At 69.8% G+C, this 24174-nt stretch carries 21 protein-coding genes and 3 pseudogenes; 21 read left to right on the plus strand and 3 right to left on the minus strand.

Annotated features, from left to right (window positions below; translation table 11 throughout):
- Nucleotides 1-247 precede the first annotated feature (247 nt).
- The 5 genes from QUE79_RS15860 (at nt 248) to QUE79_RS15880 (ending at nt 4835) form a co-directional block, all read left to right on the plus strand.
- The gene (locus tag QUE79_RS15860) at nt 248-505 is read left to right on the plus strand and encodes a TPM domain-containing protein (protein WP_286343917.1); all 258 of its coding nucleotides are present in this window, start codon (nt 248-250) and stop codon (nt 503-505) included.
- The gene (locus QUE79_RS15865; RefSeq protein ID WP_286343918.1) at nt 481-2220 is read left to right on the plus strand and encodes a TPM domain-containing protein; all 1740 of its coding nucleotides are present in this window, start codon (nt 481-483) and stop codon (nt 2218-2220) included. The genes QUE79_RS15860 and QUE79_RS15865 overlap by 25 nt, the downstream gene beginning before the upstream one ends.
- A 91-nt stretch (nt 2221-2311) precedes the next feature.
- Entirely contained in the window at nt 2312-3070 is a 759-nt protein-coding gene (locus QUE79_RS15870) for a PspA/IM30 family protein (protein WP_286343919.1), read from the plus strand.
- A gap of 125 nt (nt 3071-3195) precedes the next feature.
- Entirely contained in the window at nt 3196-3972 is a 777-nt protein-coding gene (locus tag QUE79_RS15875; RefSeq protein ID WP_286343920.1) for an arginase family protein, read from the plus strand.
- Nucleotides 3973-4016: 44 nt separating this feature from the next.
- On the plus strand, nt 4017-4835 hold the full coding sequence (locus QUE79_RS15880) for a crotonase/enoyl-CoA hydratase family protein (protein ID WP_286343921.1): 819 nt from the start codon (nt 4017-4019) through the stop codon (nt 4833-4835).
- 71 nt (nt 4836-4906) lie between these two features.
- On the opposite strand, the gene QUE79_RS15885 is transcribed toward QUE79_RS15880, so the two are convergent.
- On the minus strand, nt 4907-5080 hold the full coding sequence (locus tag QUE79_RS15885; RefSeq protein ID WP_286343922.1) for a CsbD family protein: 174 nt from the start codon (nt 5078-5080) through the stop codon (nt 4907-4909).
- A gap of 134 nt (nt 5081-5214) precedes the next feature.
- Here QUE79_RS15885 and QUE79_RS15890 point away from each other — a divergent pair, with 134 nt between their 5' ends.
- The 9 genes and pseudogenes from QUE79_RS15890 to QUE79_RS15930 all read left to right on the plus strand — a co-directional run bounded on the left by QUE79_RS15890 (nt 5215) and on the right by QUE79_RS15930 (nt 12740).
- On the plus strand, nt 5215-6615 hold the full coding sequence (locus QUE79_RS15890) for a dihydrolipoyl dehydrogenase family protein (RefSeq protein ID WP_286343923.1): 1401 nt from the start codon (nt 5215-5217) through the stop codon (nt 6613-6615).
- Nucleotides 6612-6967, plus strand: a pseudogene (locus tag QUE79_RS15895) (Fe-S oxidoreductase). The gene QUE79_RS15890 and the pseudogene QUE79_RS15895 overlap by 4 nt, the downstream one beginning before the upstream one ends.
- A complete protein-coding gene (locus QUE79_RS15900) occupies nt 6964-7791 on the plus strand; it encodes an SDR family NAD(P)-dependent oxidoreductase (protein ID WP_286343924.1) in 828 nt (275 codons plus the stop codon). Before QUE79_RS15895 ends, QUE79_RS15900 begins: the two are co-directional and overlap by 4 nt.
- Nucleotides 7792-7874: 83 nt before the next feature.
- Nucleotides 7875-8738, plus strand: coding sequence for a siderophore-interacting protein (locus tag QUE79_RS15905; protein WP_286343925.1), 864 nt, complete (start codon nt 7875-7877; stop codon nt 8736-8738).
- Between the two features lie 48 nt (nt 8739-8786).
- Entirely contained in the window at nt 8787-9167 is a 381-nt protein-coding gene (locus tag QUE79_RS15910; protein WP_286343926.1) for a hypothetical protein, read from the plus strand.
- Nucleotides 9116-9826, plus strand: coding sequence for an ABC transporter substrate-binding protein (locus tag QUE79_RS15915; RefSeq protein ID WP_286343927.1), 711 nt, complete (start codon nt 9116-9118; stop codon nt 9824-9826). Before QUE79_RS15910 ends, QUE79_RS15915 begins: the two co-directional genes overlap by 52 nt.
- Entirely contained in the window at nt 9819-10880 is a 1062-nt protein-coding gene (locus tag QUE79_RS15920; protein ID WP_286343928.1) for a FecCD family ABC transporter permease, read from the plus strand. Before QUE79_RS15915 ends, QUE79_RS15920 begins: the two co-directional genes overlap by 8 nt.
- On the plus strand, nt 10877-11956 hold the full coding sequence (locus tag QUE79_RS15925) for a FecCD family ABC transporter permease (protein WP_286343929.1): 1080 nt from the start codon (nt 10877-10879) through the stop codon (nt 11954-11956). The genes QUE79_RS15920 and QUE79_RS15925 overlap by 4 nt, the downstream gene beginning before the upstream one ends.
- Nucleotides 11956-12740: pseudogene (locus tag QUE79_RS15930) on the plus strand (ABC transporter ATP-binding protein). The gene QUE79_RS15925 and the pseudogene QUE79_RS15930 overlap by 1 nt, the downstream one beginning before the upstream one ends.
- 8 nt (nt 12741-12748) lie before the next feature.
- Here the strand turns inward: QUE79_RS15930 and QUE79_RS15935 are convergent.
- A complete protein-coding gene (locus QUE79_RS15935) occupies nt 12749-13174 on the minus strand; it encodes an SIP domain-containing protein (RefSeq protein ID WP_286343930.1) in 426 nt (141 codons plus the stop codon).
- Nucleotides 13175-13542: 368 nt separating this feature from the next.
- On the opposite strand from QUE79_RS15935, the gene QUE79_RS15940 reads away from it, so the two are divergent.
- From QUE79_RS15940 to QUE79_RS15960, 5 genes are read left to right on the plus strand one after another with little or no spacing between them, the layout of a single operon-like run.
- The gene (locus QUE79_RS15940; protein WP_286343931.1) at nt 13543-15018 is read left to right on the plus strand and encodes an ABC transporter substrate-binding protein; all 1476 of its coding nucleotides are present in this window, start codon (nt 13543-13545) and stop codon (nt 15016-15018) included.
- Nucleotides 15018-15971: an ABC transporter permease gene (locus QUE79_RS15945; RefSeq protein ID WP_286343932.1), complete on the plus strand. Its 954-nt coding sequence runs from the start codon at nt 15018-15020 to the stop codon at nt 15969-15971. Before QUE79_RS15940 ends, QUE79_RS15945 begins: the two co-directional genes overlap by 1 nt.
- The gene (locus QUE79_RS15950; RefSeq protein ID WP_286343933.1) at nt 15968-16936 is read left to right on the plus strand and encodes an ABC transporter permease; all 969 of its coding nucleotides are present in this window, start codon (nt 15968-15970) and stop codon (nt 16934-16936) included. Before QUE79_RS15945 ends, QUE79_RS15950 begins: the two co-directional genes overlap by 4 nt.
- Complete coding sequence (locus tag QUE79_RS15955; RefSeq protein WP_286343934.1) at nt 16933-17712, plus strand: ABC transporter ATP-binding protein; 780 nt, start codon at nt 16933-16935, stop codon at nt 17710-17712. Before QUE79_RS15950 ends, QUE79_RS15955 begins: the two co-directional genes overlap by 4 nt.
- 16 nt (nt 17713-17728) lie before the next feature.
- Nucleotides 17729-18553 carry an ATP-binding cassette domain-containing protein gene (locus QUE79_RS15960; protein WP_286343935.1) on the plus strand — a complete coding sequence of 275 codons (825 nt, stop codon included), beginning with the start codon at nt 17729-17731 and terminating at the stop codon, nt 18551-18553.
- 112 nt (nt 18554-18665) lie between these two features.
- On the opposite strand, the pseudogene QUE79_RS15965 reads toward QUE79_RS15960, so the two are convergent.
- Nucleotides 18666-20086 (minus strand): annotated as a pseudogene (locus QUE79_RS15965) (amidase).
- Between the two features lie 738 nt (nt 20087-20824).
- Between QUE79_RS15965 and QUE79_RS15970 the strand changes: the two are divergent.
- Nucleotides 20825-21688 carry a TrbL/VirB6 family protein gene (locus QUE79_RS15970; RefSeq protein ID WP_286343936.1) on the plus strand — a complete coding sequence of 288 codons (864 nt, stop codon included), beginning with the start codon at nt 20825-20827 and terminating at the stop codon, nt 21686-21688.
- 225 nt (nt 21689-21913) lie between these two features.
- Nucleotides 21914-24133 (plus strand): LAVTG motif-containing sortase-dependent surface protein, encoded by a 2220-nt coding sequence (locus QUE79_RS15975; protein ID WP_286343937.1) that lies wholly within the window; start codon nt 21914-21916, stop codon nt 24131-24133.
- Nucleotides 24134-24174: the final 41 nt, after the last annotated feature.

Here is a 24174-nt window from a genome sequence, read left to right on the forward strand (position 1 = left end):
GAGGAGAAGATGGCGCCGATCGCCAGGAGTGGAGCGGGAAAGCGGGGCACCTGTCGATTAACTCATACCGGCGACACTCGGCATCGCTAGACTCCCCAGCAGCGGCCTGGTTACGACGATGTGGCGGGTCTCGTACGACACGCAGCACGGAACGACAGAACTGGGGAGCGCGGAGTTGGGCAACAGCGAAATCGGCATCGAACACAGGCCGCGGTCTGCCAGAGCACACTCGATTCGGTTGGCCGTGGTGGGTGTTCTCGTCGCCGTTGCGGCCGCGCTCACGCTCGCACCGGCTCCTGCGGCGCACGCCACCGCCCCCGTCGACCTGCACGGCGCCTACGTCCTCGACGAGGCCGGCGTCCTGAGCGCCGCCGACAAGACGAAGATCAAGGCCTCTCTCGACACGCTGCAGACCGACACGGGGATCACCCTCCTCGTCGTCTACGTGCCGACCTTCACGAGCCCCTCCGATCGGGCGCAGTGGGGGCCAAGACCGCCGAGCTGAACAGCCTCGGCACGAACGACGTCCTGCTCTCGGTGGCCGTGACGGATCGTCTGTACGACATCTCGAAAGACTCCGACTCCACCCTGTCCAGTTCCGACCTCTCGAGCATCGAGACCAACGATCTGGTACCGCAACTCCGCGACAAGAACTGGGCGGAAGCAGCGGTCGCCCTCGCGAACGGAATCGACAAGGCGAACGGGCCGGCCGATCTGAGCTGGGTCCCCGTCACGATCCTGGTCGTCGTCGTCGTCATCGTCATCGTCGTGCTGATCGTGCTCGTGCTTCGCCGCCGTCGCAAGAAGGCGACCGACGCCCAGCAGCAGGCCAGCCAGGCCGAACTCGATCGAAGAGCCGGAGCCCTGCTGGTCGGCATCGACGATCAGATCACCCAGGCCTCGCAAGAGGTCGGGTTCGCCAGCGCGCAGTTCGGTGAATCGGCCGCCGCCCCGTTCGCGGAGGCGGTCGAGTCGGCCAAGAAGAAGGCACGCCAGGCCTTCGAGCTCCGCCAGAAGCTCGACGACGACATCCCCGACACCCCCGAGCAGAAGCGTTCCTGGACCGAGCAGATCATCGCGCTGTGCGAAGGCGCCCACGCCGACATCGAGGCGCAGTCCGAGGCCTACGACAAGCTCCGGGCCTCGGAGGCGACCGTCACGGAGGACACGGCTCGCCTTCGCAACGATTCCGCGGCGCTCAAGACGCGCGCGGAGTCGGCAGTCACGACCCTGACCGCACTCAGCAGCACCTACTCCGCCCGCGCCGTGTCGAGCATCGCCGGAAACCCCGACCAGGCCGACAAACTCCTCGAGTTCGCCGACGAGTCGGCCACGGAGGCCGAGTCGCAGATCCAGCAGGACAAAAAGGGCGAAGCGGTCGGTTCCGTCCAGAAGGGCAGACAGGCTCTCGTCCAGGTCGAGCAGTTGCTCGGTGCCATCGACAAGGCCGGCGCCTCCCTGTCCACCGCGCAGGCGAGCATCGACGCCGCGACCGCCGACCTCCGCTCCGACATCCAGTCGGCGCAGAAGGTTCCGGCCGGTGCGATCCCTCAGGGCTCCGATCTGTCCGGTGCCGTGTCCGATGTGCAGGCGGCCTTGGGCTACGCCGAATCCAATCGAGACGACCCGCTGACCGTTCTCGACCGCCTCACCGCGGCGAACACCCGAATCGACACGTCCATGGCCGCCGTCCGCGACGCCGAAGTGTCCCGGCAGCGCGCGCAGGCGGCTCTCGACCAGGCGCTGCTGACCGCGCGGAGCCAGATCAGTGGCGCACGCGACTTCATCGAGACGCGCCGCGGGGCCATCAGCGCGGGACCGCGCACGCGGCTCTCCGAAGCCGAGCGGCACCTCCAGTCGGCCGTCGCGCAGGCGACCTCCAATCCGCCCGCCGCCGTGGCGGAGGCCCAGCAGGCAGCGGCCATGGCGCAGCAAGCCGTGAACGACGCCGACGCCGAGGTGGGCAGCTATCAGCAGCAGGGCATGTTCGGCGGTGGCGCGGGCGGCCTGCTCGGTGGCGGCGGTCGAGGCCAGGGCGGAGCCAATCTCGGCGGCATCCTCACCGGCGTCATCATCGGCGGGCTCCTCAACGGTGGCGGCGGAGGCGGCGGAGGGTTCGGCGGCTTCGGCGGAGGCGGCGGCGGCTTCGGCGGAGGCGACTTCGGCGGAGGCGGTGGTGGCGGCGGAGGCGGCCGCGATTCGAGCGGCGGTCGCTTCTGATCCGTTCTCGCCCCTTCCCTCTCCCCTGACACGTCTTCACCTTCGACACAACCGACGTCCGGCAGCCGGACACCACGAAAGGAAAGCACCGATGGCAAAGCAGTCGATCTTCGGGCGCATCGCGCAACTCACGAAGGCCAACATCAACAACCTCATCGACCAGGCGGAAGACCCCAAGCTGATGCTCGACCAGCTCGTGCGGGACTACACGAACAGCATCGCCGATGCCAAGAGCGCCGTCGCCGAGACCATCGGCAACCTGCGCCTTCTCGAACAAGACCACAAAGAAGACGTCGATGCCGCAGCCGACTGGGGCAACAAGGCCCTGGCAGCGAGCAAGAAGGGCGACGAGCTGCGAACCTCCGGCAACACGACCGAAGCCGACAAGTTCGACGCTCTCGCCAAGGTGGCCATCGGACGTCAGCTGTCGAGCGAGAAGGAGGCCAAAGACGCGGAGCCGACCATCGCCCAGCAGACCGAGGTCGTGGACAAGCTCAAGAAGGGCCTGACCGGCATGGAGCAGAAGCTCCAGGATCTCAACAACAAACGCAACGAGCTCGTCGCACGCTCGAAGATGGCCGAGGCGCAGGGCAAGGTCAACGACGCCATCGGCAGCATCAACGTCCTCGACCCGACGAGCGACCTCGGTCGATTCGAAGACAAGATCCGGCGCGAAGAGGCAAAGGTCCTGGGCCAGCAGGAGCTCCAGTCGTCCAGCCTGGACGCGCAGTTCGAGAGCCTCGACGAACTCGACTCCCAGACCGAGGTCGAGGCCCGCCTCGCCCAGCTCAAACTGAGCGGTTCGTCGTCTCCCGTCGAGCACTGGGACTCGAAGCCGCTGGGCTCCTGATCCTGCTCACCCTCAACGACTCGCCCCGGCCGCCTCCTCGGCCGGGGCGAGTCTCTCGTGGAAGACTGTCGCTCGTGAGGTTCGTTGCAGTACCGCAGTGGCAGGGTTCTCCCTCGTCGCGAGCCATGAGACTGTCCGACGGTGCCAATGCCATCTTCGGTGACCTGCCGGCGAAGGCGAGCACGATGGTCGAGGTCCCGGTGGGGGCCGGCGACGCCCTCGGCACAACCATTCATCGCCTCTCAGCCGTGGGCGCTATCGCCGACGCCCTCTCGGCCGAACTGACCGGCTCGACCGAGCCCGCCCTCGTCGTCGGCGGCGACTGCGGCGTCGAGTTCGCCGCCGTCGCTCACGCCTACCGCGACGACACCTGCGTCGTGTGGTTCGACGCGCATCCCGACCTCCACTCTCCCGAGTCGAGCGAGAGCGGCGCCTTCAGCGGCATCGTCCTGGGTGCCCTCCTCGGGCGCGCCGACGCCGAGCTCCGCTCCAGCGGCATCGCCACCGCCTCCCCGGCGATCCCTCCGTCTCGTGTGGTGCTGGCCGGCACGCGCAGCTTCGACGACGCCGAAGACGCCTTCGTCGACGAGGCTGGTATCGCCACCGTGAGCGCGTTCGACCTCGACCCGCAGGAGGTCGTCGATGCGGTCGCCAGAACCGGAGCCTCGTCGATCTACATCCACATCGACCTCGACGTGCTCGACCCCTCGACCTTCGACGGTCTCCTCGACCCGCAGCCGTTCGGCCTCGAGCCGGCCGCACTCGTCGCCGTCATCCACGCGCTCCGAGAGCGGTTCGAGCTCACCGGCGCCGGCATCTGCTCGTTCGCCCCGGCGACGGCGGAGGCTGCCGCGGACGACCTGGGCACGATCCTGCGCCTCGTCGGCGCCCTCGCCCGCTGACTCGAGCCGCCGCGACGACGCCCGCGGCCCCGTACCATCGAGCCATGACTCCGCGTACCAAGACCCCGGACTACGACGACTCCCGGCCCCGTGTCAGCGTCGAGCGTGACGGCCACGTCCTGCTGATCGGGCTGGACCGCGAGGAGAAACGCAACGCCGCCGATCTCCGCATGCTGCGCGAACTCTCCCTCGCTTACGGCCTCCTCGAGAACGATCCCGATCTCTGGTGCGGGCTGCTCTTCGCCCGCGGCGAGCACTTCACGGCCGGGCTCGACCTCGCCGACGTCGCGGGCGCGGTCACGGCCGATGGTCTCGACATCGTCCCCGAGGGCGGTGTGCACCCGTGGCAGGTCGACGGAACACAGCTGTCGAAACCGGTCGTGATGGCCGTCCAGGGCACCTGCCTCACTCTCGGTGTCGAGCTGGCGCTGGTGAGCGACATCGTCATCTCGGCCAAGACGACGCGCTTCGGTCAGATGGAGGTGCGCCGGGGCATCCTGCCCTTCGGCGGAGCCACCACGCGATTCCCCGCGCGCGTGGGCTGGGGAAACGCGATGCGCTGGATGCTGACGGGCGAGACCTTCGACGCCCGGGAGGCCCTGCGAATCGGTCTGGTCCAGGAGGTCGTCTTCAACGATCAGGTCTACAACCGCGCCTACGACCTGGCGCACCGGATCGCCGACCAGGCGCCTCTGGCCGTTCAGGCCACTCTCGCCAACGCGAGGCTCGCTGTCCGCGAGGGCGAGCGGGCGGCGGAGCAGGCGCTCCAGCCGGCACTCGTGAGCCTGATGCAGACGGACGACTCCAGGCTGGGAATGCAGTCGTTCCAGGCCCGCGGAGACGCCACCTTCACCGGCAAGTAGACGCGACGAAGGCCCGCTCTCCGTGGAGGAACGGGCCTTCGGACGTGGTCGATCAGACGCAGCTCAGCACGTCAGGACTTGAAGACGTCTTTCACGTTCTCGCCGGCCTTCTTGGCCGAAGCCTTCGCCTGATCTCCGTGACCCTCTGCTTCGAGGCTCTCGTTGTCGGTGGCCTTGCCGACGGCTTCTTTAGCCTTGCCGGTGGCATCCTGCGCGGCGTTCTGGATCTTGTCGCTGAGTCCCATGCGAGCCTCCTTGAGTCGATTAGACGGGCGCGTTCGCACCGTCACCACGGACCGTACCCGCGAAGCGCTGCTCTGGTTCGCTGAATTCGCGACATTGCCAGGCAGCCGGGCCTGGCGGGCGATACGTTCGGTCCATGACGACTTATGACCTGATCGTGATCGGCGCCGGAGCAGTCGGCGAGAACGTGGCGGACTACGCCACCCGCGGTGGCTTGAAAGTGGCGCTCGTCGAAGCCGAACTCGTCGGCGGCGAATGCTCGTACTGGGCCTGCATGCCGTCGAAGGCCCTCTTGATGAGCAGCACCGTCCTCGACGGTGCGAAGGCCGTCGGCGGGGCCCGAGAAGCCGTCACCGGCGAACTCGACGTGCAGGCGGTCCTCAACCGTCGCGATTCGTTCACCAGCAACTGGGACGACTCGTCGCAGGCCGAGTGGGTCGCGGGCGCCGGCATCGACCTGCTCCGCGGGCACGCGACCATCACGGGGGTCCGCGAGGTGACGGTCGACGGTGAGGTCCACACGGCGACGTACGCCGTCGCGGCGGTGACCGGCAGCACCGCGCTCCTTCCCGACGTGCCCGGCCTCGCCGAGGCCGAGCCGTGGACGAGCCGTGAGGCCACCAGCGTCAAGGTGATCCCCCAAAGCCTCATGATCATCGGCGGCGGCGTGGTCGCCGCCGAGATGGCGACCGCCTACCAGCAGTTGGGCGCCACGGTGACGCTGGCCAGCCGGAGCGGTCTGTTGAGCGGACAGGAGCCCTTCGCCGGCGAGCTGGTCGCCGACTCCCTGAAAGAGCTCGGGGTCGACCTGCGTCTGTCCACGTCGCCGACATCGGTCCTCCGCACCGAGCACGGGCTCGTCGAGACGACCCTCTCCGACGGCACGGTCGTCGTGACCGACGAGATCCTGGTGGCCACCGGCCGGCTCCCGCGCACGGACGATCTCGGACTCGAGAACGTCGGGATCGAGCCGGGCGACTGGCTCCACGTCGACGACACCCTGCTCGTCCACGGCACCGACTGGCTCTACGGAGTCGGCGACGTCAACCACCGCGCCCTCCTCACCCACCAGGGCAAGTACCAGGCTCGCGCGGCCGGTGAGGTCATCGCTGCCAGGGCGCTCGGCAAGGAGCTCCACACGGAGCCCTGGGGTGCACACGTCGCCACAGCCGATCTCGCAGCAGTGCCCCAGGTGACCTTCACCACGCCCGAGGTCGCCAGCGTCGGGCTCACGGCCGACGCTGCGACCAAGCAGGGCGTCGACGTGAAAGTCGTCGACTACGACCTGGCCGCCGTGGCAGGATCCAGCCTCAAGTCGGACACCTACAAGGGGCAGGCGCGCCTCGTCGTCGACGAGGCGAAGAAGGTCATCGTCGGTGCGACCTTCGTCGGACCGGAGGTCTCCGACCTGCTTCACGCCGCGACCGTCGCGGTCGTCGCCGAGGTGCCGATCGACCGTCTCTGGCACGCCGTGCCGTCGTACCCGACGGTGAGCGAGATCTGGCTGCGACTGCTCGACACCTACGGTCGCCCGTGAAGAACCCGCTGCTCGACTCGCCGATCTCGCGGGCGGGCTGCTCCTTCGCGACGGGAGTCGCTCTCGTGATCGGCGTTCCGCTGAGCACGGGGCGCATCCGCTTCGTCGGCGACCTCATCGTCTGCTCCGGGCTCCCCGCTGGGTCTTCCGTCGCGGCGGCACCTGCGTCGGGCGGGTCTACCTGACCCGCGACAACGACGGCGACGACGTCCTCGAGCACGAGGCCGTGCACGTCGCCCAATGGAAGAAGTACGGCATGCTCATGCCTTTCCTCTACGCGATCGCCGGCCGCGACGCGCTCACCAATCGATTCGAGATCGAGGCCGGACTCGAGAAAGGCGGCTATCGATGACCACGCCGCGCACCATCGTCCTGACGGGAGCCTCGAGCGGCATCGGGCGCAAAGCCGCCGTCGCCCTGGCCAGCGGGGGCGCCACCGTCGCCGTCGTGGGCCGGAATCCCGAACGAACTCGAGCCGTCGCCGATGCGGTGGGCGGCGTGGCGCACGTCGCCGACTTCGACCGCCTCGACAATGTGAGGAGACTCGCCGACACCCTGCTCGACGCCCACGCGCGCATCGACGTCCTGGCCAACAACGCGGGCGGTCTCGTGAGTCGCCGCGAGGTCACGGCCGACGGATTCGAGCGCACGCTCCAGTCCAACCACCTCGCCCCGTTTCTGCTGACCAGACTTCTCCTCCCTCGCCTGATCGAGAGCGGCGGGCGAGTCGTGTCCACGTCCAGCACGGCCAACCTGTTGGGTCACGTTCGCCTGGACGACCTCAACTGGAAGAAGCGCGCCTGGGTCGGTGGTTGGCGCGCGTACGGGACGAGCAAGCTGCTCACCAACATGTTCGTCTCCCAGCTCGCCGCACGAACGAGTGTCGCCGCATTCGCCTTTCACCCGGGTTTCGTCTCGACCGGATTCGGAGGCGACTCCGCCTCGATGCGGATGGTGAATCTCCTCACTCACGGCAACTACGGGATCTCGGCGGACGCCGGCGCCGTGCCCCTGATCCAACTCGCCGGGCCGACGACGATCGGCGTTCCGAGCGGCACCTACTTCGACCAGCTGAAGCCCTTCGGTCGCCAGGCGCCGCAGGCGAAGAACGTCCAGCTGGCCGAGGCGGTCTGGGAGCGCAGCTCCGAATTGGTCGGTCTGGGCAGCGAAATTTAGGTAAGGCATGCCATAGTTAGGGTGTGCTAACTTCCACCCCGACCCGACCGGCGCACGGCATCTTCCCTGTGACGGTCTCGCGAGTGACGACACTCAGCCCCCACTTCACTCGAGTCACGTTCTCGGGCGACGAGCTGGCCCACTTCGGCGACACCGGCTTCGACCAGCGAATCAAGGTCGTCCTGCCGCACGCCGAACACGGCTACTCGCGCTTCCCGTCCGACACCGATTGGTGGACCGCCTGGCGAGCCCTCGGCAACGAGGAGCGCAACGTCTTCCGCACCTACACGGCACGGGCGATCCGGCCCGCCGAACGAGAGGTCGACGTCGACTTCGTCGCCCACGGCGACACAGGACCCGCGTCGGCGTGGGTGTCGAAAGCACGCGTGGGCGACGAGATGGTCCTGGTCGGTCCCGACGTTCGCGGCGCCGCTCTCGGCGGAGGCATCGAATGGAACCCGGCCGGTGCGAGCACCGTCCTGCTCGCCGGTGACGAGACCGCAGTACCGGCCATCTCCGCGATCCTGGCGCAGCTCGAGCCGGATGCCGCGGGCTGTGTCTTCCTCGAAGTCGCCTCCGACGACGACATCCTGACCCTCGAGGCCCCCGAAGGCATCGACGTGCACTGGCTTCCTCGCGCCTCGCAGGCGGCGACCTACGGCGCACCGCTCGTCGCCGCGGTGCGCGACTGGACCGCCCGCTTCGTGACGGCCAAGCATCACGGGGCGGCCCTCGATCCCGCCAGCCTGGCGGACGTCGACATCGACCACGACATCCTCTGGGAAGTGCCGGAAGGCGGCCGACTGACGGGCGACTTCTACGCCTGGCTGGCGGGCGAGGCCGGAGCCATCAAGACCCTCCGCCGTTTCCTCGTCAGCGAGATCGGCATCGACCGCCAGCAGGTGGCCTTCATGGGCTACTGGCGACTCGGCCGGGCCGAGAACTAGTCACCACCACCGGCCCCACACCGCGGGGCTTCAGAAAGGAACCCTCCCGTGATCACCCCTGTCCTGCGCCGCGTCGCGGCCGGAGTCGTGGCCCTCGGTCTCGCCCTCTCGCTCGCCGCCTGCAGCACGTCCTCCTCCGGAAGCCGCGCCGAGCGCTCCGCCTCGAGCGGGAGCGAAGCCGGCGCGTTCCCCGTGACCATCCCGTCCGCTCTCGGGAAAGCCACCATCACCGCCGCCCCGAAGCGCGTCGTCACCATCGGGTGGGGCTCGGCCGACACCCTCGTCGCCCTCGGAGTCGTACCGGTGGGTATCGAGAAGGTCACCTTCGGCGGCGACGAGCACGGCGACTCCCCTGGGTCACCGCCGCGATCCAGAAGATGGGCAAGAAGCTCCCGACGACCTTCGCCGTCGACCCGGACATCGACATGACGTCTCTCGCCGAGCTGAACCCCGACCTGATCGTAGCTCCGCAGTCGGGCATCACCCCCGCGCAGTACAAGACCCTCAGCGCGCTGGCGCCCACGGTCGCGTATCCGGGCGGCGCCTGGCAGACGACGTGGGACGACCAGATCTCGATCCTCGGGAAAGCCGTCGGCAAGCCGAAGAAGGCCGAGAGTCTGATCGCCGGCATCACGTCCGACCTCGCTGCCGTCAAGAAGGCCAACCCGGAGTTCTCGAAATACACCTTCGCCTACGTCTCCATCGGCAACCCGGGCACGCTCTCGGTCTACCTCAAGGGCGACCCGCGCGTGGCGCTCCTGAGCGCCATGGGTCTCACCGAGAGCAAGGAGCTCGTCGGGATCACGCCGCCCAAGGGCTCGTACATCGGCACCATCGGGCTCGAGAAGTCCAACCTCCTCGATTCGAGCGATCTCCTCTTCACCTGGTATTACGACGCGAAGAACCAGAAGCAGGTGAACTCTCAGCCGCTCGTGGCCTCGATCCCCGCCATCAAGCGGGGCTCCGTCGTGTCGTCCTACGACGAGCAATTCGTGATGGGCTCCACCTTCATCACGCCGCTCAGCGTGCCCTGGGTGATCGACCGCTACGTCCCGATGATCAAGAAGGCCGCCGAGAAGGTTGGCTGACGCACCTCTCCTCTCCGCAGCGAGGGCCGGACGCCCGGGCTCCGGCCCGCGCCGCGATGCGAAGTCGGGCGTGGCGCGACTCGCCCCCGGCCTCGCCCTCGCCGCCTTCGTCCTCGCGGTCGCCGCACTGCTCAGCATCGCCGTCGGCACGAGATTCGTCCCGCCGGAGACGGTGTGGAACGCCCTGATCGACCCGGGTTCCAGCTTCGACGACACCGTCGTGCAGTCGCGAATCCCTCGCACGGTGCTCGGCCTGCTCTGCGGGTCGGCCCTCGCGGTCTCCGGCGTCATCATGCAGGGGCTCACCCGGAATCCCCTCGGCGACCCCGGCCTCCTCGGCATCAACGTCGGAGCCGCCGCGACCATCGTCACCGGTCTCGCCTTCTTCGGCGTCGGAACCGGGCAGGAGCGCGTGTGGCTGGCCCTTCCCGGTGCTCTGGTGGCCGTCGTCGCCGTCTACGCCCTCGGCTCGGGCAGACGCGGGGCGACGCCCGTGAAGCTCGTCCTGGCCGGCGCCGTCATCACGGCGATCCTCAGCGCCTACATCCAAGCCGTCACCCTCACGCACCCCGACGCCTTCGAGAGCTACCGCTTCTGGGTGCTGGGGTCGCTGGCCGGCCGCGATCCCGCCCTCATCGGGCAGGTCCTCCCGTACCTCATCGCCGGATTCGTCCTGGCCCTGTTCCTCCCGGGATCGCTCAACGCCCTGGCCCTCGGCGACGACACCGCAACCGCACTCGGGGCCAAGGTCGGTCGAACGCGCGTCCTCGGTGCACTCGCGGCGGCGCTGCTGTGCGCGGGCAGCACGGCCGCGGTCGGGCCGATCGCCTTCATCGGGCTCGCCGTGCCGCACATCGTCCGGACCTTCACCGGAGACGACCACCGGTGGCTCCTGCCCTACAGCGCACTCCTCGGTCCCGCTCTCCTTCTCCTCGCGGACGTGCTCGGTCGGATCGTGGCCAGCCCGCAGGAACTCGAGGTGGGAGTCGTCACGGCGTTCCTCGGCGCGCCCGTCCTGCTGATGGCCGTCCGCCGCATGCGGGGTCGAGCGTGACGGCGGTCGAGAACCGCGCAGGATCGACGACGGTCGCCCCACCGCGCGCCCGCCCGGTCCTGCGAGCGGGCCACTGGCTCAGCATCCCCGTTCGCCGCAGGTCGCTCGTCATCGGCGCGTCGCTCGCCCTCGCGTTGCTGGTGCTGTCGGTGCTCACCCTCACACTGGGCTCGCTCGGCATCCCGCTGTGGCAGCTTCCGTCCGCCCTCGTCTCGCCACCCGACGCCCGCGCCTCGTTCGTGCTCACCATCCTGCGCGGGCCCCGCCTCGTCACTGCGCTGGGCACGGGAGCGGCGCTCGGCGTCGCCGGAGCCCTCTTCCAGACGGTCACGCGGAACCCGCTGGGGAGTCCGGACGTGATCGGACTCGGCTCCGGCGCGAGCGCGGGTGCGGCGGCTTTCACGCTGCTGCTCCCCGGGATCCTGCCCACGCCGGTCGGCGCCCTGATCGGAGCCCTCAGTGCGATGGCCCTGGTGTGGATCGGCACCGGGCGCGGATTCTCGTCGCCAGGTCGCATGATCCTGGTGGGAATCGGGGTGTCGGCGATGGCCGTCGCCTTCATCCAGTTCGTCATGACCCGGGTCGGGCAGCAGCAGGCGACCACCTTGGCGGCGTACATCAACGGGACCCTGGCCGACCGACAGTGGAGCGACGTCGCGACCGTCGGGATTCCCGTGCTCGTCCTGGTGCCCTGCGCCCTCGTGCTCGGCCGGCGCCTCGACCTGATCGAGATGGGCGACGAACTCGCCGACTCGCTCGGGGCACGCTCGAACCCGACGCGAACTCTCGTGATCCTGACGGCCATCGGGCTGGCGACGGCGTCGGTGGCCGCCGCCGGGCCGATCTCGTTCGTCGCACTCACGGCACCGCAGGTCGCCAGGAGACTCGCTCGGGCTCCGGGTGCGGGGATCCTGCTCTCCGGTCTGATGGGCGCCGTCATCATGACCTTCGCCGACCTGCTCGTGCAGCAGTCTCCCTTCGGCGTCCAGCTCCCGGTCGGCCTGCTCACCGCCGTCGTCGGCGGCGTCTATCTCGGTTACCTGCTCGTTCGCGAGTGGAAGAAAGGAACGGTCTGATGGCCTCCACCCTCGAGGCGCGAGGTCTCCGCCTCGCCTACGACGACCGGGTCGTCGCCGACGACCTCTCGTTCGACGTGCCCGACGGCGATCTCACGGTGATCATCGGGCCGAACGCGTGCGGCAAGTCGACCCTCCTCAAGGCGCTCGCCCGAACCCTGAAGCCCACGGCCGGCACGGTCGAGCTCGCGGGGAAACCGATCGGCAGCTACCGGTCGAAGGAGATCGCCAAGCGCCTCGGCATGCTGCCGCAGAGCCCCATCGCGCCCGAGTCGATCACGGTGCGGGACCTCGTCGGGCGCGGCCGCTTCCTCACCAGGGGCTGCTCCGGCAGTGGTCGACCACGGACGAACAGGCGGTCGACGCCGCCCTGACGGCGACCAGCATCACCGAGCTGGCCGATCGCCAGGTGGCCGAGCTCTCCGGCGGTCAGCGCCAACGCGCCTGGATCGCCATGGCGCTCGCCCAGCAGACCGAGCTGCTCCTCCTCGACGAGCCCACGACGTTCCTCGACATCGCCCACCAGTACGAGGTGCTCGAACTGTGCGCGCGGCTGCACCGAGAGGGCCGCACCCTCGTGGTCGTTCTGCACGACCTCAACCAGGCGGCCCGCTACGCCACGCACCTGGTCGTCATGAAAGACGGCAGGATCGTCGCGCAGGGCACGCCCGCGTCCGTCCTCACCGCCGACCTCGTCGAAGCGGTCTTCGGGCTCCCCTGCGAGATCATCGACGACCCGCAGTCTCACACGCCGCTGGTGGTCCCCCTGGCGCGCGTCGAGTGACGCGCGAGTCAGACGGCGGAGGGCTCGGCGTGGAAGATCTCGGCCAGATCGTGGCGGAGGTCGTAGGCGAAGCCCGCGGGGCCGCCGATCCAGAACACGTAGTCGCTCGAGGTGAGCGCATCGCGGTCGACGAAGAATTCGCCCAACCAGGCCCTCGTCGCGCGGTCGAGGGCGAAGCCGGGTGTGCAGCGTTCGCCCGTGCCGGGGCGGCCGGAGCGGCGCGAGCGGTCGAGCCAGCTCACCGTGACACGGCCCGGGGCCTCGACGGGCAGGATCTGACTCTGGTCGTCGACCTCGATGAAGACCTGGCCGCGCGCGCAGATGGGGAGAACCTCGAGCATCGTCTGAATGTCGTCGATCGCCGAGGCGTCGCCGGCGAAGAACACACGGATGGCGGAGGGCTGGAGCTCGGGCTCGCGACTTTCAAGGAACATGGTGTTCTCAATAGTAGGTAAGGCTTACCTATTGCGCCAGCGGCTCGGCGAACTCACGGTGTTTCGACATTCGCTTCCCGGGGCGTAACACGTGACCGCAACAGGGGGTGCGGCGTGGTAATTTCTCTCCTGGCCACGGGTTCAGCAGCGACCCGCGGTGGGGGCGATCCTTCGTTCACAAGCGACGAGGGGTTCCGCAGCGACATCCTGTTCACCAGCGACAGGGGTCTCCCAGCACTCCGTGATCGCCGATGACACGGTTTCCCTCCGTTCTGCGGCGTGCCTCGATCACGAATCGTGTCTGCCGCAGCGGCCCAGAAAGGTCCGCCCAGCCCATGCGTCCCGCCCGAATTCTTGCAGCTGCCTCCGTGGCGCTCGTCACCGCCCTGGTCGCGGCCGGGTGCTCCTCCTCCGGCACGACGACCACCCAGACCGGCAAGCCCGACACCTCTGCCACGGTCAACGTCGGTCTCGTCCTCGAACCCACCGATCTCGACATCCGCACCACGGCCGGCATCGCCCTCGATCAGGTGCTGATCGACAACGTCTACCAGGGGCTCGTCGGTCGTACCTCCACCAACAAGATCGTCGATGTGCTCGCCAAGAGCCACACGATCTCGTCCGATGCGCTCACCTACACGTTCACCCTCAACAGCGGTGTCCGGTTCGACGACGGCGCCGCGCTCAAGGCCTCCGACGTCGTGTGGTCGCTCGAGCAGGTCAAGAAGAACGCCTCGACCTACCAGAACGCGGCTGACCTGGCGAGCGTCTCGAGCATCACCGCGCCCGACGCCAAGACGATCACGATCACGCTGTCGAAGCCCGACTCGAACCTGCTCTGGGCCCTCAGTGGCCGCGCCGGCCTCGTCCTCGAGCAGGCCGCGACGAACGACCTCAAGACCACGGCCAACGGCACCGGGCCCTACACGCTCGCCAGCTGGAAGCAGGGCGACAACATCCGCCTCAGCCGCTTCTCCGACTACTGGGGCGTAAAGGCCAAGGTCAAAGGCATCGTCTTCAAGTACTACACGAGCCCCTCGGCCGCCATCAACGCCGTCATCTCGGGCGACGTCGACGTCCAGACCGCCGTCGACGGCACGCTCACCTCGCAACTCACCGGCGTCAGCGGCATCTCGCTGAAATCGGGCAAGACCACCGACAAGTACACGCTCGCCTTCAACAACGCCAAGGCGCCGTTCACCGACATCCGCGTGCGCAAGGCGATCCGCGAGGCGATCGACAACAAGGCCATCATCAAGGCCCTGGGCGGTGCCGGCGTCACGCAGGGCGGCCCCATCCCCGCGCTCGACCCCGGCTACCGAGATCTGTCGAGCGTCGACTCCTACGACCCGACCGACGCGAAGAAGTTGCTGAAGGCGGCGGGCAAGACCAACCTGACCCTCCACCTCACCTACGCGAACTTCTACCCGGCGTCGATCGGCGACCTGCTCACCTCGCAGCTCAAGAAGGTCGGCATCACCCTCGTCGTCAAGCAGACCGACTTCACCACCTGGATCAACAACGTCCTCGTCGGCAAGAACTACGACCTGAGCATCGTCGACCACGCCGAATCGCACGACTTCGGCAACTGGGCCAACCCCGCGTACTACTTCAACTACGACAACAAGAAGGTTCAGACCCTCTACGCCGAGTCGCTGGCGGCGACCGACCCGAAGGTGGTCGACCAGAAGCTCGCCGAGGCCGCCAAGCTCGTCGCGGAAGACGCGCCGGCCGATTGGCTCTACACCGCGACGACGCTCACCGCGGTGCACGACGACATCACGGGCTTCCCGACGTCGTCGACCTCCGCCCGCCTCGACCTGGCGAAGCTCGCGAAGTCGTAGTGGCCCGCTTCGTCCTGTCGCGCCTCGTCCTGCTCCTCCTCGGGCTTCTCGTGGCGAGTGCCCTGATCTTCTTCACTCTGCGCCTGCTCTCCGGTGACGTCGCGCAGGTGATTGCGGGCACGCAGGGCACCCCCGCCCAGATCGCGGCGATCCGTCAGAATCTCGGACTCGACCGGCCCCTGATCGTCCAGTACGGATCATGGCTGGGCGGGATCGCGCACGGCGACCTCGGAACGTCCCTCGTGACCGGCTCGTCGGTCACCTCGCAGCTCACGCAGAAGCTCACGGTGACACTCCCGCTGGCGGGTCTGTCGCTCGTCATCGGGCTGGTGCTCGGAATCCCCCTCGGGGTGCTGTCGGCGCTCAAGCGGCGCTCCTTCAGCGGCACCGCGATCTCCGTGGTCGCCCAGGCGTTCGCTGCGGTTCCGGCCGTCTGGGGCGGGATGATCCTGATCGCGGTCTTCGCTGTCGCGATCAGGATCTTCCCCACGCAGGGGTACCCGAGCGACGGTTGGGCCGAGCCCGGGCAGGCGCTCAAGAGCCTTCTCCTGCCCGCGCTGACCATCGGCGTGATCGAGGGCGCCGTGATCCTGCGCTTCACCCGCTCGGCCACTCTCGGAGCGGTGTCCGAAGACTACGTCCGGACCGCAGCGGCCAAGGGCATGACGCGCACGCGGGCCGTCATCACGCACGGGCTCCCGAACGTGATGCTCAGCGTCGTGTCGGTGCTCGGCGTCCAGCTCGCCGCCCTGCTCGTCGGAGCCGTGCTCGTCGAGCAGCTCTTCGCCCTTCCGGGCGTGGGCAGGATGCTGGTCTCCGACGTCGGAGTGCGTGACCTCACCAAGGTGCAGGGCGAGCTGCTCGCCCTCACCGGCCTCGTCCTGGTCCTCGGCTTCCTCGTCGACTCGATCCACCGGGCCGTCGACCCGCGGCTCCGGGAGCCGGGCGAATGAGTTCCTCGGCGAAGGCCGGGGCGCCCCGTCGACGCACCTGGTTCACGGAGCTGCTGCGACGGCCGGCGGGTGTCGCGGCCGCGTGCTGGATCCTGCTGCTCCTCGTCTCGGCGATCGTGTCGAGCTTCTGGACGCCTCTCGATCCGTTCGACACCGATCCTTACAGCGCGTGGAAGACCCCGTCGCTGCAGCACCTCTTCGGCACCGACGGCATCGGTCGCGACGTCTTCAGCTACGTGTTCGCCGCGACCCGCACGACCGTGATCGTGGCGATCCTGGCGGGGTTGCTCGCCTCCGCGGTGGGGATCGGGCTCTCAGCCCTCGGCTCCCTCACGGCGCGCTGGATCCGAGAGTCCACCGCCGTTCTCATCGACATTCTGATCGCGTTTCCCACCATCCTCATCGCCATGCTGCTGGCGTCCATCCTGGGCGGCTCGCTGGGCGTGGTGATCGCGGCGGTCGGCATAGGCTTCGGTGTCAACATCGCCCGGGTGTCGCGCAGCGAGATCCGCCGCGTCTCCCGCACCGACTACGTGCTCGCGGCCCGCGCCTCGGGCGTCGGCCCCGGCGGGGTCCTCGTCCGGCACCTGCTGCCGAACGTGGCGCCGACCTTCGTCGTGCAGCTGTCGCTGGCCATGGCGTCGTCCATCCTGGCCGAGGCCGGGCTGTCCTACCTCGGCTACGGAGCCTCCGCGTCGACGGCGTCCTGGGGGCGTCTGCTCAACGATCTGCAGGTGTACATCGCCATCCACCCGGGCAGTGTCCTCTGGCCGGGCCTCGCGATCACCCTCACCGTCCTGGCGTTCAACCTGCTCGGCGATGCCCTGCGGGAGGCGTCCGACCCGCGTCTGCGGTCGTCCGGCCCCAGCGACGCATCGGCCGTGCGCACATCACCGCCGGCAGCCACGGTGAGCGGCGAGTTGCGCGTGACGGACGACGTCTCGACGAGAGGAGAACCATCATGACCCTCGACGTGAACGGCCTCAGCGTCGACATCGGCGGGCGGCGCGTGGTCGACGACCTCAGTTTCTCGGTCGCCGGCGGCGACCGGCTGGGGCTGATCGGCGAGTCCGGGTCGGGCAAATCGCTGACGGTCCTCTCGGTGATCGGTCTCGCCCCGGACGAGGCCACGGTCACCGGCAGCATCCGGCTCGACGGACGCGAACTCGTCGGCCTCTCCGAGCGCGAGCTCGCCCGCGTGCGCGGCTCCCAGGTCGGCACGGTGTTCCAAGATCCGCTCTCGGCCCTCAACCCTCTCCACACCATCGGGCGCCAGATCGCCGAGCCGCTGCGTCTGCACGACAGGCTGTCCAAGCGCGAAGCCCGCGCCAGGGCCATCGCAGCGGCGCGCGAGGTGGGGCTCCCCGATCCTGCGACCATCGTCGACCTGTATCCGCACCAGCTCTCCGGCGGGCAGCGGCAGCGGGTGGGCATCGCCATCGCCCTGATCGCCGAGCCGGCGCTGATCCTCGCCGACGAACCCACGACCGCCCTCGACGTCACGACGCAGGCCGAGATCCTCGCGCTGTTCCGGCGCCTCGTCGAAGAGCGAGGGGCGACCCTCGTGTTCGTGACGCACGACCTGGCCGTGCTGGCTCAGATCACCGACGACGTCGTCGTCCTGGCGCAGGGGCGGGCCATCGAGCAGGGCACGGTGGGGCGGATCCTGCACGCGCCGGAACACCCCGTGACCCGCGGCCTCGTCGCCGCGGCCCGGGCGACGACCTGGAGCGCGTCGTGAGCCCCTGGAGCGTCTCGTGAGCGCGGGCGCCGACGTGCTCCTGGAAGCGCGCGGGGTCGGGCGCGACTTCGTACTGCCCCGGCAGTCGCTGTTCACGCCGGGTGTCGTCCGGCACGCGGTCGTCGACGCGTCGCTCACGGTCGGCGCGTCGGAGAGCGTCGGTCTGATCGGCGAATCCGGCTCCGGGAAGTCGACGCTCGTCAAGATCCTCCTCGCCCTCGACACGGCCACCCGCGGCTCCGTCGCCTTCGACGGCCGTCCGGTCGCGCCGGGCCGCGCCCGCGACCTGCGCTGGCTGCGGCGCGACACGGGAATCGTCCTGCAGGATCCCTACTCCTCCCTCGATCCCCGGATGCGCGTCCTCGACATCGTCGCGGAACCGCTGCGAGCCCTCGACGTCCCGGGCGACCACCGCGCGCTCGTCCTCGCGCAGCTCGATCGGGTCGGGCTCGCGGCCGGCGCCTTCGACTCGCTGCTCGACCGGTACCCGCACGAGTTCAGCGGGGGTCAGAGACAGCGGATCGCGATCGCCAGGGCTCTCGTGCACTCGCCCAAGCTGCTCGTGGGTGACGAGCCCCTGAGCGCCCTCGACGTCACCGTTCGGGCGCAGATCCTCTCGCTGCTGGCATCGCTCCGCGAGGAGCGCGGGCTCGCTCTGCTCATCGTGTCGCACGACCTCGGGCTGGTGAACCACCTTTCCGACCGGGTCGCGGTCATGAAGAGCGGGCGGATCGTCGAACAGGGCCCCACGCACGACGTCCTGCACGCACCGACGCACGAGTACACGAGGCGGTTGATCGCCGCCGTACCCACGCTCGACGTCGCTCCGCCCCGCGAGTAGTCGCCTCGCTGAGGCAGTGGTCGCGTCGGTGACGACAGCTCGCTCCGGTCGCTGGGGAGCGGTCCGCCGGGGCTGCTCGCCGGGGCCGCTACCAGCCGGGCGGGTGTCGCCGCTACCAGCCGGGCGGGTGTCGCCGCTGCCAGCGGAGGCGTCGCTCGAGCTGCGCGCCGATGGAGAGCAGCACGTCTTCTCGACCGGGGCGGCCGATGAGCTGCACGCCGACCGGGAGACCGTCGACCTCGGCCACCGGCAGCGAGATCGCCGGCAGGCCGCTGACGTTCACGAACGAGGTGAACGGGGCGTAGAGGCACTGCTGCTCGAAATTCCGCTCGGCGTCTTCCGCGTCGTACCAGCCGATCGGTCGCGGCGGCAGCGCCACCGTCGGCGTGAGGACGGCATCGTAGGGCTCGAACGCGGCGATCACGGTGCGCTCGAACGCGGTGAGCCCGGACAGGGCCTGGGCGAGGTCGCGGGCCGAGAGCGCTCGACCGTGCTCGACCAGCCAGCGCGTGATCGGCTCGAGGAGGTCGAGATCATTCCCTTCGGCGGGAATGGACGCGGCTCCGGCCTTCCACAGCACGGTGAACCAGCGCCCGTAGTCGGTCGCCGGCAGGGTCGCCTCGTCGATCTCGTGGCCGACGGCGGCGAGGTGCTCGAGGGTGACAGCCAGGGCCTCGTGGACGGAGGGGTCGAGCCGCACGTCGTAGGTGTCGTCCCAGGGGCTCTGCGTCGTGACCCCGATGCGGAATCGCCCCTCCCCGCGGACGGCCGAGCCGAGGAAGGAGCCGTCCGGGCTCTGCGGCGCCCTGAGTGCGTAGAGGTCGCGCGGCGGGTGACCGTCGGGCGACACGAGGGCATCGAGCAGCATGCCGGCGTCTGCCACCGTCCGGGCGAGTGGTCCGCCGACGGCGAGGCCACCGAGACTCGCGATCCCCGACTGGGAGGGCACGCGCCCGCGAGACGGCTTCAGGCCCACGAGGCCGGTCGCCGAAGCGGGAATACGGATCGATCCACCGCCGTCCGAACCCGGTGCGAACGGAAGCAGACCGGCTGCGACCGCCGCCGCCGCTCCCCGCTCGACCCGCCGGGGCCGAGCGCGAGGTCGTACGGATTGCGGGTCGGCGGTCCGATCAGCGACTCGGTGTACGACGTCAGCCCGAACTCCGGTGTCGCCGTCTTTCCGAGGCTGATGGCCCCCGCCGTGTCGACGGCCTCGACGATCCCTGCGTCGACGGTCGCCACGCGCCCGCGAGAGAGCCGCGATCCCGCCCCCGTCGCGACTCCCGCTCGGTCGTAGAGATCCTTGTCGGCAAGTGAGAGGCCCCAGAGGGGTGCTGCGCTCCGACCGCCCTCCGCGAGGGCATCCGCGCGTGCCCGAGCCGCATCGGCCGTCACCGTGACGAAGGCGCCGACGGCAGGATCGAGACGCCCCACCCGCTTGAGATAGTGGTCGACGAGTTCGCGGGGCGAGACCTCGCCGCGGCGAAGCCAGTCGTACTGTTCCTGGGCACTCAGATGATGGAGTTCGAACATCGGGCCGAGCCTATCGCGGGCCTCCCTCCCTGCGCTTTCGAGGGGCAATCAGCCCGTGCCGGGGTACAAGATGGCGCTCACTGGACAGAGTGCTGGACGTACGGGCAGACAGAGGGGTATGGTCCAGAGATCGGGCGGCCAACCACCGCCACTCGAGGTCTTACCAGCCTCGAGAACTTCAACGATCCATCACCGAGGTGACGCCGTGGATCAGACGGCCGCCGTGGCACACACGGCAGACAGCCCGCACAGGGTGCGGGCCTTTGCACGCCGTCTTCTCCTCGCCGGAGCCGTCTCCGGCGGGTTCGTGGTGCTGGGTCTCGCTCTCTCGTCGCAGTCGGCGTCGGCGGCCCCGGCGCCCGTGGCCTCACACTCCGTCAGCGCCGGCGTCGTCGCGCACGCGCAGCCCGCTCCCAAGCCGGTGGCACCGCGGTCCGAACCGGTCCGAGACCTCGTGCGCGCTGTCACGACACCGGTCGCTTCCGTGCTGCACGCCGTCACGTCGGCTCCGCACGCAGCACCCGCTCCGGTCCCCCATCCGGCGGCTCCCGCCGCGCCGGCAACTCACGTGGCCACCCCTCCTGCGGCGCCCGCTTCTCACCCCGCGGCGCCCGTGGCGCGCCCTGCGGCGCCTGCCGCCACGCCGGTCGCTCCCCCGCTTCGGCCACGGTCGCAGCGCCCCAGCAGACCCCGTCGAGCACCGGCCTCGCCCACCCCGTCGGCAAGGTCGTCACGGCCGTGACGACGCCCGCCACGCGGGTGACGACCGACGTCACGAAAGCTGCCGGGTCATCCGTCACCGGGGCCCTCGGCGTGGTTTCGAAGGCCACCGAGCCTGTTGCGCCCGTCCACCAGATCGTCGCCCAGGTCGCCCCGGCCGTCACCCAGGTGCTCGACACGGTGGCCGACGCCGACCTGGTGTCTCAGCTCGTCACTCCCGTGGCCACCACGGTCGACGGCGTGGTCGACTCGGTCCCCGGCCTGTCCACCATCACGGGCGACCACCTCGTCGCCACGATCACCGATCCGGTGGTCTCGACAGTCGACCAGACGGTCTCGGCTCTTGCCGACGGAGCCGCCTCGCCGAGCCTGCCCGGTGTGCCGCCGATCGTCGTGCCGCCGGTCGTCGTCGGACCGCCGTCGAGCGGCACAGCGCCGACGCAGCCCGGCACTTCCGGAGCGAGCGCGGGCGCCAGTGGCGTCCTTGCCCAGGCCAGCATCTCGGCAGGCGACAGCGCGACGACCGAAGACGCCTCGTCCGCGACCGCGAGCCGTAGCATCCTGCTCGCTTCTGATTCTTCCGGCGCCATGCCGAGCTGGCTCGCCGCGCTCGACTCGGCTGCCTCGCACTCCTCGACGCCTGCCGGTGGCTCCGCCCCGGCAGCGCCTTCCGGCCCCACGCCCGGCCCGGTTCCGGCGGCTCCCGCCGGCACCGTCTCGTCGGGCAGCCTCACCGGTGGCGCCGCAGGCTCTGCGGGTTCCGCAGGCATCCAGGGCGACTCGATCTTCTGGCCGATTCCGGCCGGGGCAACACAGGTGACCGGACAGCGCGTCGTCGCTGCAGCGGCTCCCACGTTCGACTCCGACACGACTCCCGACTAGTTCGCGGACCTGCTCCAAGCCGGCTTCGCCGGCGCGAGCACACCGGTCCTCAGGCCGCCTCGGCGGCCCGGCCGTTGACCGTCGCTCCTCGTGACGGCACCTGCCGACAGTCACTCTCCTCGCCCTGCGCGTCGCGGCTCCCGCTGCGGGCAGAAAGCACCGGACGCCTTCTGCGCCCCGTGCTTCCGGCGAACAGTCGAATCACTCGATTTCTGGAGTCACACCATGAACAAATACGTTTTCCGCGGGCTCATCGGAGCCTGCTTCGTCGGAGGCCTCTGGGCCGTCGGCGCCACAGCGGCCAATGCCGCTCCAGCCACGACGGCCGGTGACGGTGTGCTCTCGGGCACGCAGGTCGACGCCGTCGTCAGCACGCCCGTGAAGGTCGTCGGCTCGGCGATCTCCGGGGTCGGCAAGGCCGTCAGCACCGGCTCTCACGCCGCAGCTCCGGCCGCACCGGCCGCACCCGCCGCACCGGCCGCACCGGCCGCACCCGCCGCACCGGCCGCACCGGCCGCCTCGGCGCCCACCACGACCGGAACATCGGGGATCCTCTCGGGCACGCAGGGCATCGTCTCGGTGCACGTTCCCGTCACGGTCAGCGGCAACGCCGTCTCGGTGGCCGGTGACAGCACGAGTTCCTCGAGCTCGGCGTCGTCGACGGCACCCGCAACACCCGCGTCGTCCGCTCCGGCAGCCACCGCTCCGGCGGCTACGACGTCCGGTTCGCACGCTGTCGCCTCCGGCACGCAGGTGGTCCCGAAGGTCACGGCGCCCGTCACGGCATCCGGCAACGCCATCTCGGTGCTCGGCGACTCGAAGTCGACGGGCTCGTCGACCGCATCGCCGACCGCCGCTCCGGCGGCTGCCGACTCGTCCGCGGCTCCCAGCACGAGCGGCTCGAACAGCGCTCTCGGCGGCACGCAGGCCCTCATCGGCCTCAACGTCCCGATCACCGTGGCCGGCAACGGCATCTCGGTGCTCGGCGACTCGGACTCGAGCGGTTCGACGGCTTCTTCGTCGGGCGCAGGATCATCCGATCCCGCCTCCGCGACGACGACCGGCGGCTCCTCGATCGGTGGCGGGTCGCAGGCCCTCATCGGCTTGGACGTCCCGATCACCGTGGCCGGCAACGGCATCTCGGTGCTCGGCGACTCGAACTCGAGCGGTTCCGGTGTTGCAGTGACGCCGACGGCGTCCGGTTCGTCCGCAGAATCGGCTGCCCCGACCACGACCGGCTCGGACAGCATCGCCGGCGGGACGCAGATCGCCCCGACCGTCGGGCTCCCCGTGACGGTCTCGGGCAACGCGATCTCGGTCCTGGGCGACTCATCCACGGCGGGTTCGACGACCGGCACCCCGGCCACCGCGGGTACCGGCACGGGCACGAACAGCTCAACCGGCAGCACCACCACCGGCTCCGACGGCATCGCCAGCGGCACCCAGGTCACACCGACCGTCGGCGCACCCGTGACCGTCGGCGGCGACGCCATCTCCGTCCTCGGAGACAGCACCACCACCGGCTCCACCACCAACACCCCCGCAACCACGGGCACCGGCACGGGCACGAACAGCTCAACCGGCAGCACCACCACCGGCTCCGACGGCATCGCCAGCGGCACCCAGGTCACACCGACCGTCGGCGCACCCGTGACCGTCGGCGGCGACGCCATCTCCGTCCTCGGAGACAGCACCACCACCGGCTCCACCACCAACACCCCCGCAACCACGGGCACCGGCACGGGCACGAACAGCTCGACCGGCAGCACCACCACCGGCTCCGACGGCATCGCCAGCGGCACCCAGGTCACACCGACCGTCGGCATCCCCGTGACCGCGACGGGAACCGCCGTCTCCGTGATCGGAGACTCCACCTCGACCGGCTCCACCACCGGCGGCGCGACGGGCACCACTCCCGGCACGACGACCGGAACCGGCAGCACCACCACCGGTGACGGCGGGCTCCTCGGGGGCACCCAGATCGCTCCGATCGTCAGCCTTCCCGTGACCATCGGCGGCGACGCCGTGTCAGTGATCGGCGACAGCACGACGACCGGATCGACCACCGGAACCGACCCGACGGGCCCCACCGACCCGACCGGACCGACCGGCCCCACCGGACCGACCGACCCGACCGGACCGACCGGCCCCACCGGACCGACCGACCCGGGCACGCCGACCACGCCCGTCACCACGGGTCCGTCGACCACCGGCACCGTCCCCACGGGCGGCAACGGCAACGGCACCAGCGGTGTGATCACCACGGCCGCGACCGGCACGGGTGCCTCGAGCACCTCGGCGGGCCTCGCAGCCAGCACCGCTCTCGCCGCCGACGGCAGCCTCGCGTTCACGGGAAGCACCTCTCCGGTGGCTCCCCTGGCCGCGGCGATTCTGCTCATGCTCGCCGGTTTCGCTCTCCTGCTTCGCCGCCGCGCGCAGCGGTGATGCGTCTGAGCTGAACTCGGCAGCGCCGAATCGACCCGCCT

The organism is Frondihabitans sucicola, assembly GCF_030296615.1.
In the GTDB taxonomy this organism is placed as follows: domain Bacteria; phylum Actinomycetota; class Actinomycetes; order Actinomycetales; family Microbacteriaceae; genus Frondihabitans; species Frondihabitans sucicola.

Coding starts and splice junctions, on each gene's coding strand:
- QUE79_RS15870 (WP_286343919.1), top strand. CDS start 2,312: ATGGCAAAGCAGTCGATCTTCGGGCGCATCGCGCAACTCACGAAGGCC.
- QUE79_RS15875 (WP_286343920.1), top strand. CDS start 3,196: ATGAGACTGTCCGACGGTGCCAATGCCATCTTCGGTGACCTGCCGGCG.
- QUE79_RS15880 (WP_286343921.1), top strand. CDS start 4,017: ATGACTCCGCGTACCAAGACCCCGGACTACGACGACTCCCGGCCCCGT.
- QUE79_RS15885 (WP_286343922.1), bottom strand. CDS start 5,080: ATGGGACTCAGCGACAAGATCCAGAACGCCGCGCAGGATGCCACCGGC.
- QUE79_RS15890 (WP_286343923.1), top strand. CDS start 5,215: ATGACGACTTATGACCTGATCGTGATCGGCGCCGGAGCAGTCGGCGAG.
- QUE79_RS15900 (WP_286343924.1), top strand. CDS start 6,964: ATGACCACGCCGCGCACCATCGTCCTGACGGGAGCCTCGAGCGGCATC.
- QUE79_RS15915 (WP_286343927.1), top strand. CDS start 9,116: ATGGGCAAGAAGCTCCCGACGACCTTCGCCGTCGACCCGGACATCGAC.
- QUE79_RS15935 (WP_286343930.1), bottom strand. CDS start 13,174: ATGTTCCTTGAAAGTCGCGAGCCCGAGCTCCAGCCCTCCGCCATCCGT.
- QUE79_RS15950 (WP_286343933.1), top strand. CDS start 15,968: ATGAGTTCCTCGGCGAAGGCCGGGGCGCCCCGTCGACGCACCTGGTTC.
- QUE79_RS15955 (WP_286343934.1), top strand. CDS start 16,933: ATGACCCTCGACGTGAACGGCCTCAGCGTCGACATCGGCGGGCGGCGC.
- QUE79_RS15975 (WP_286343937.1), top strand. CDS start 21,914: ATGAACAAATACGTTTTCCGCGGGCTCATCGGAGCCTGCTTCGTCGGA.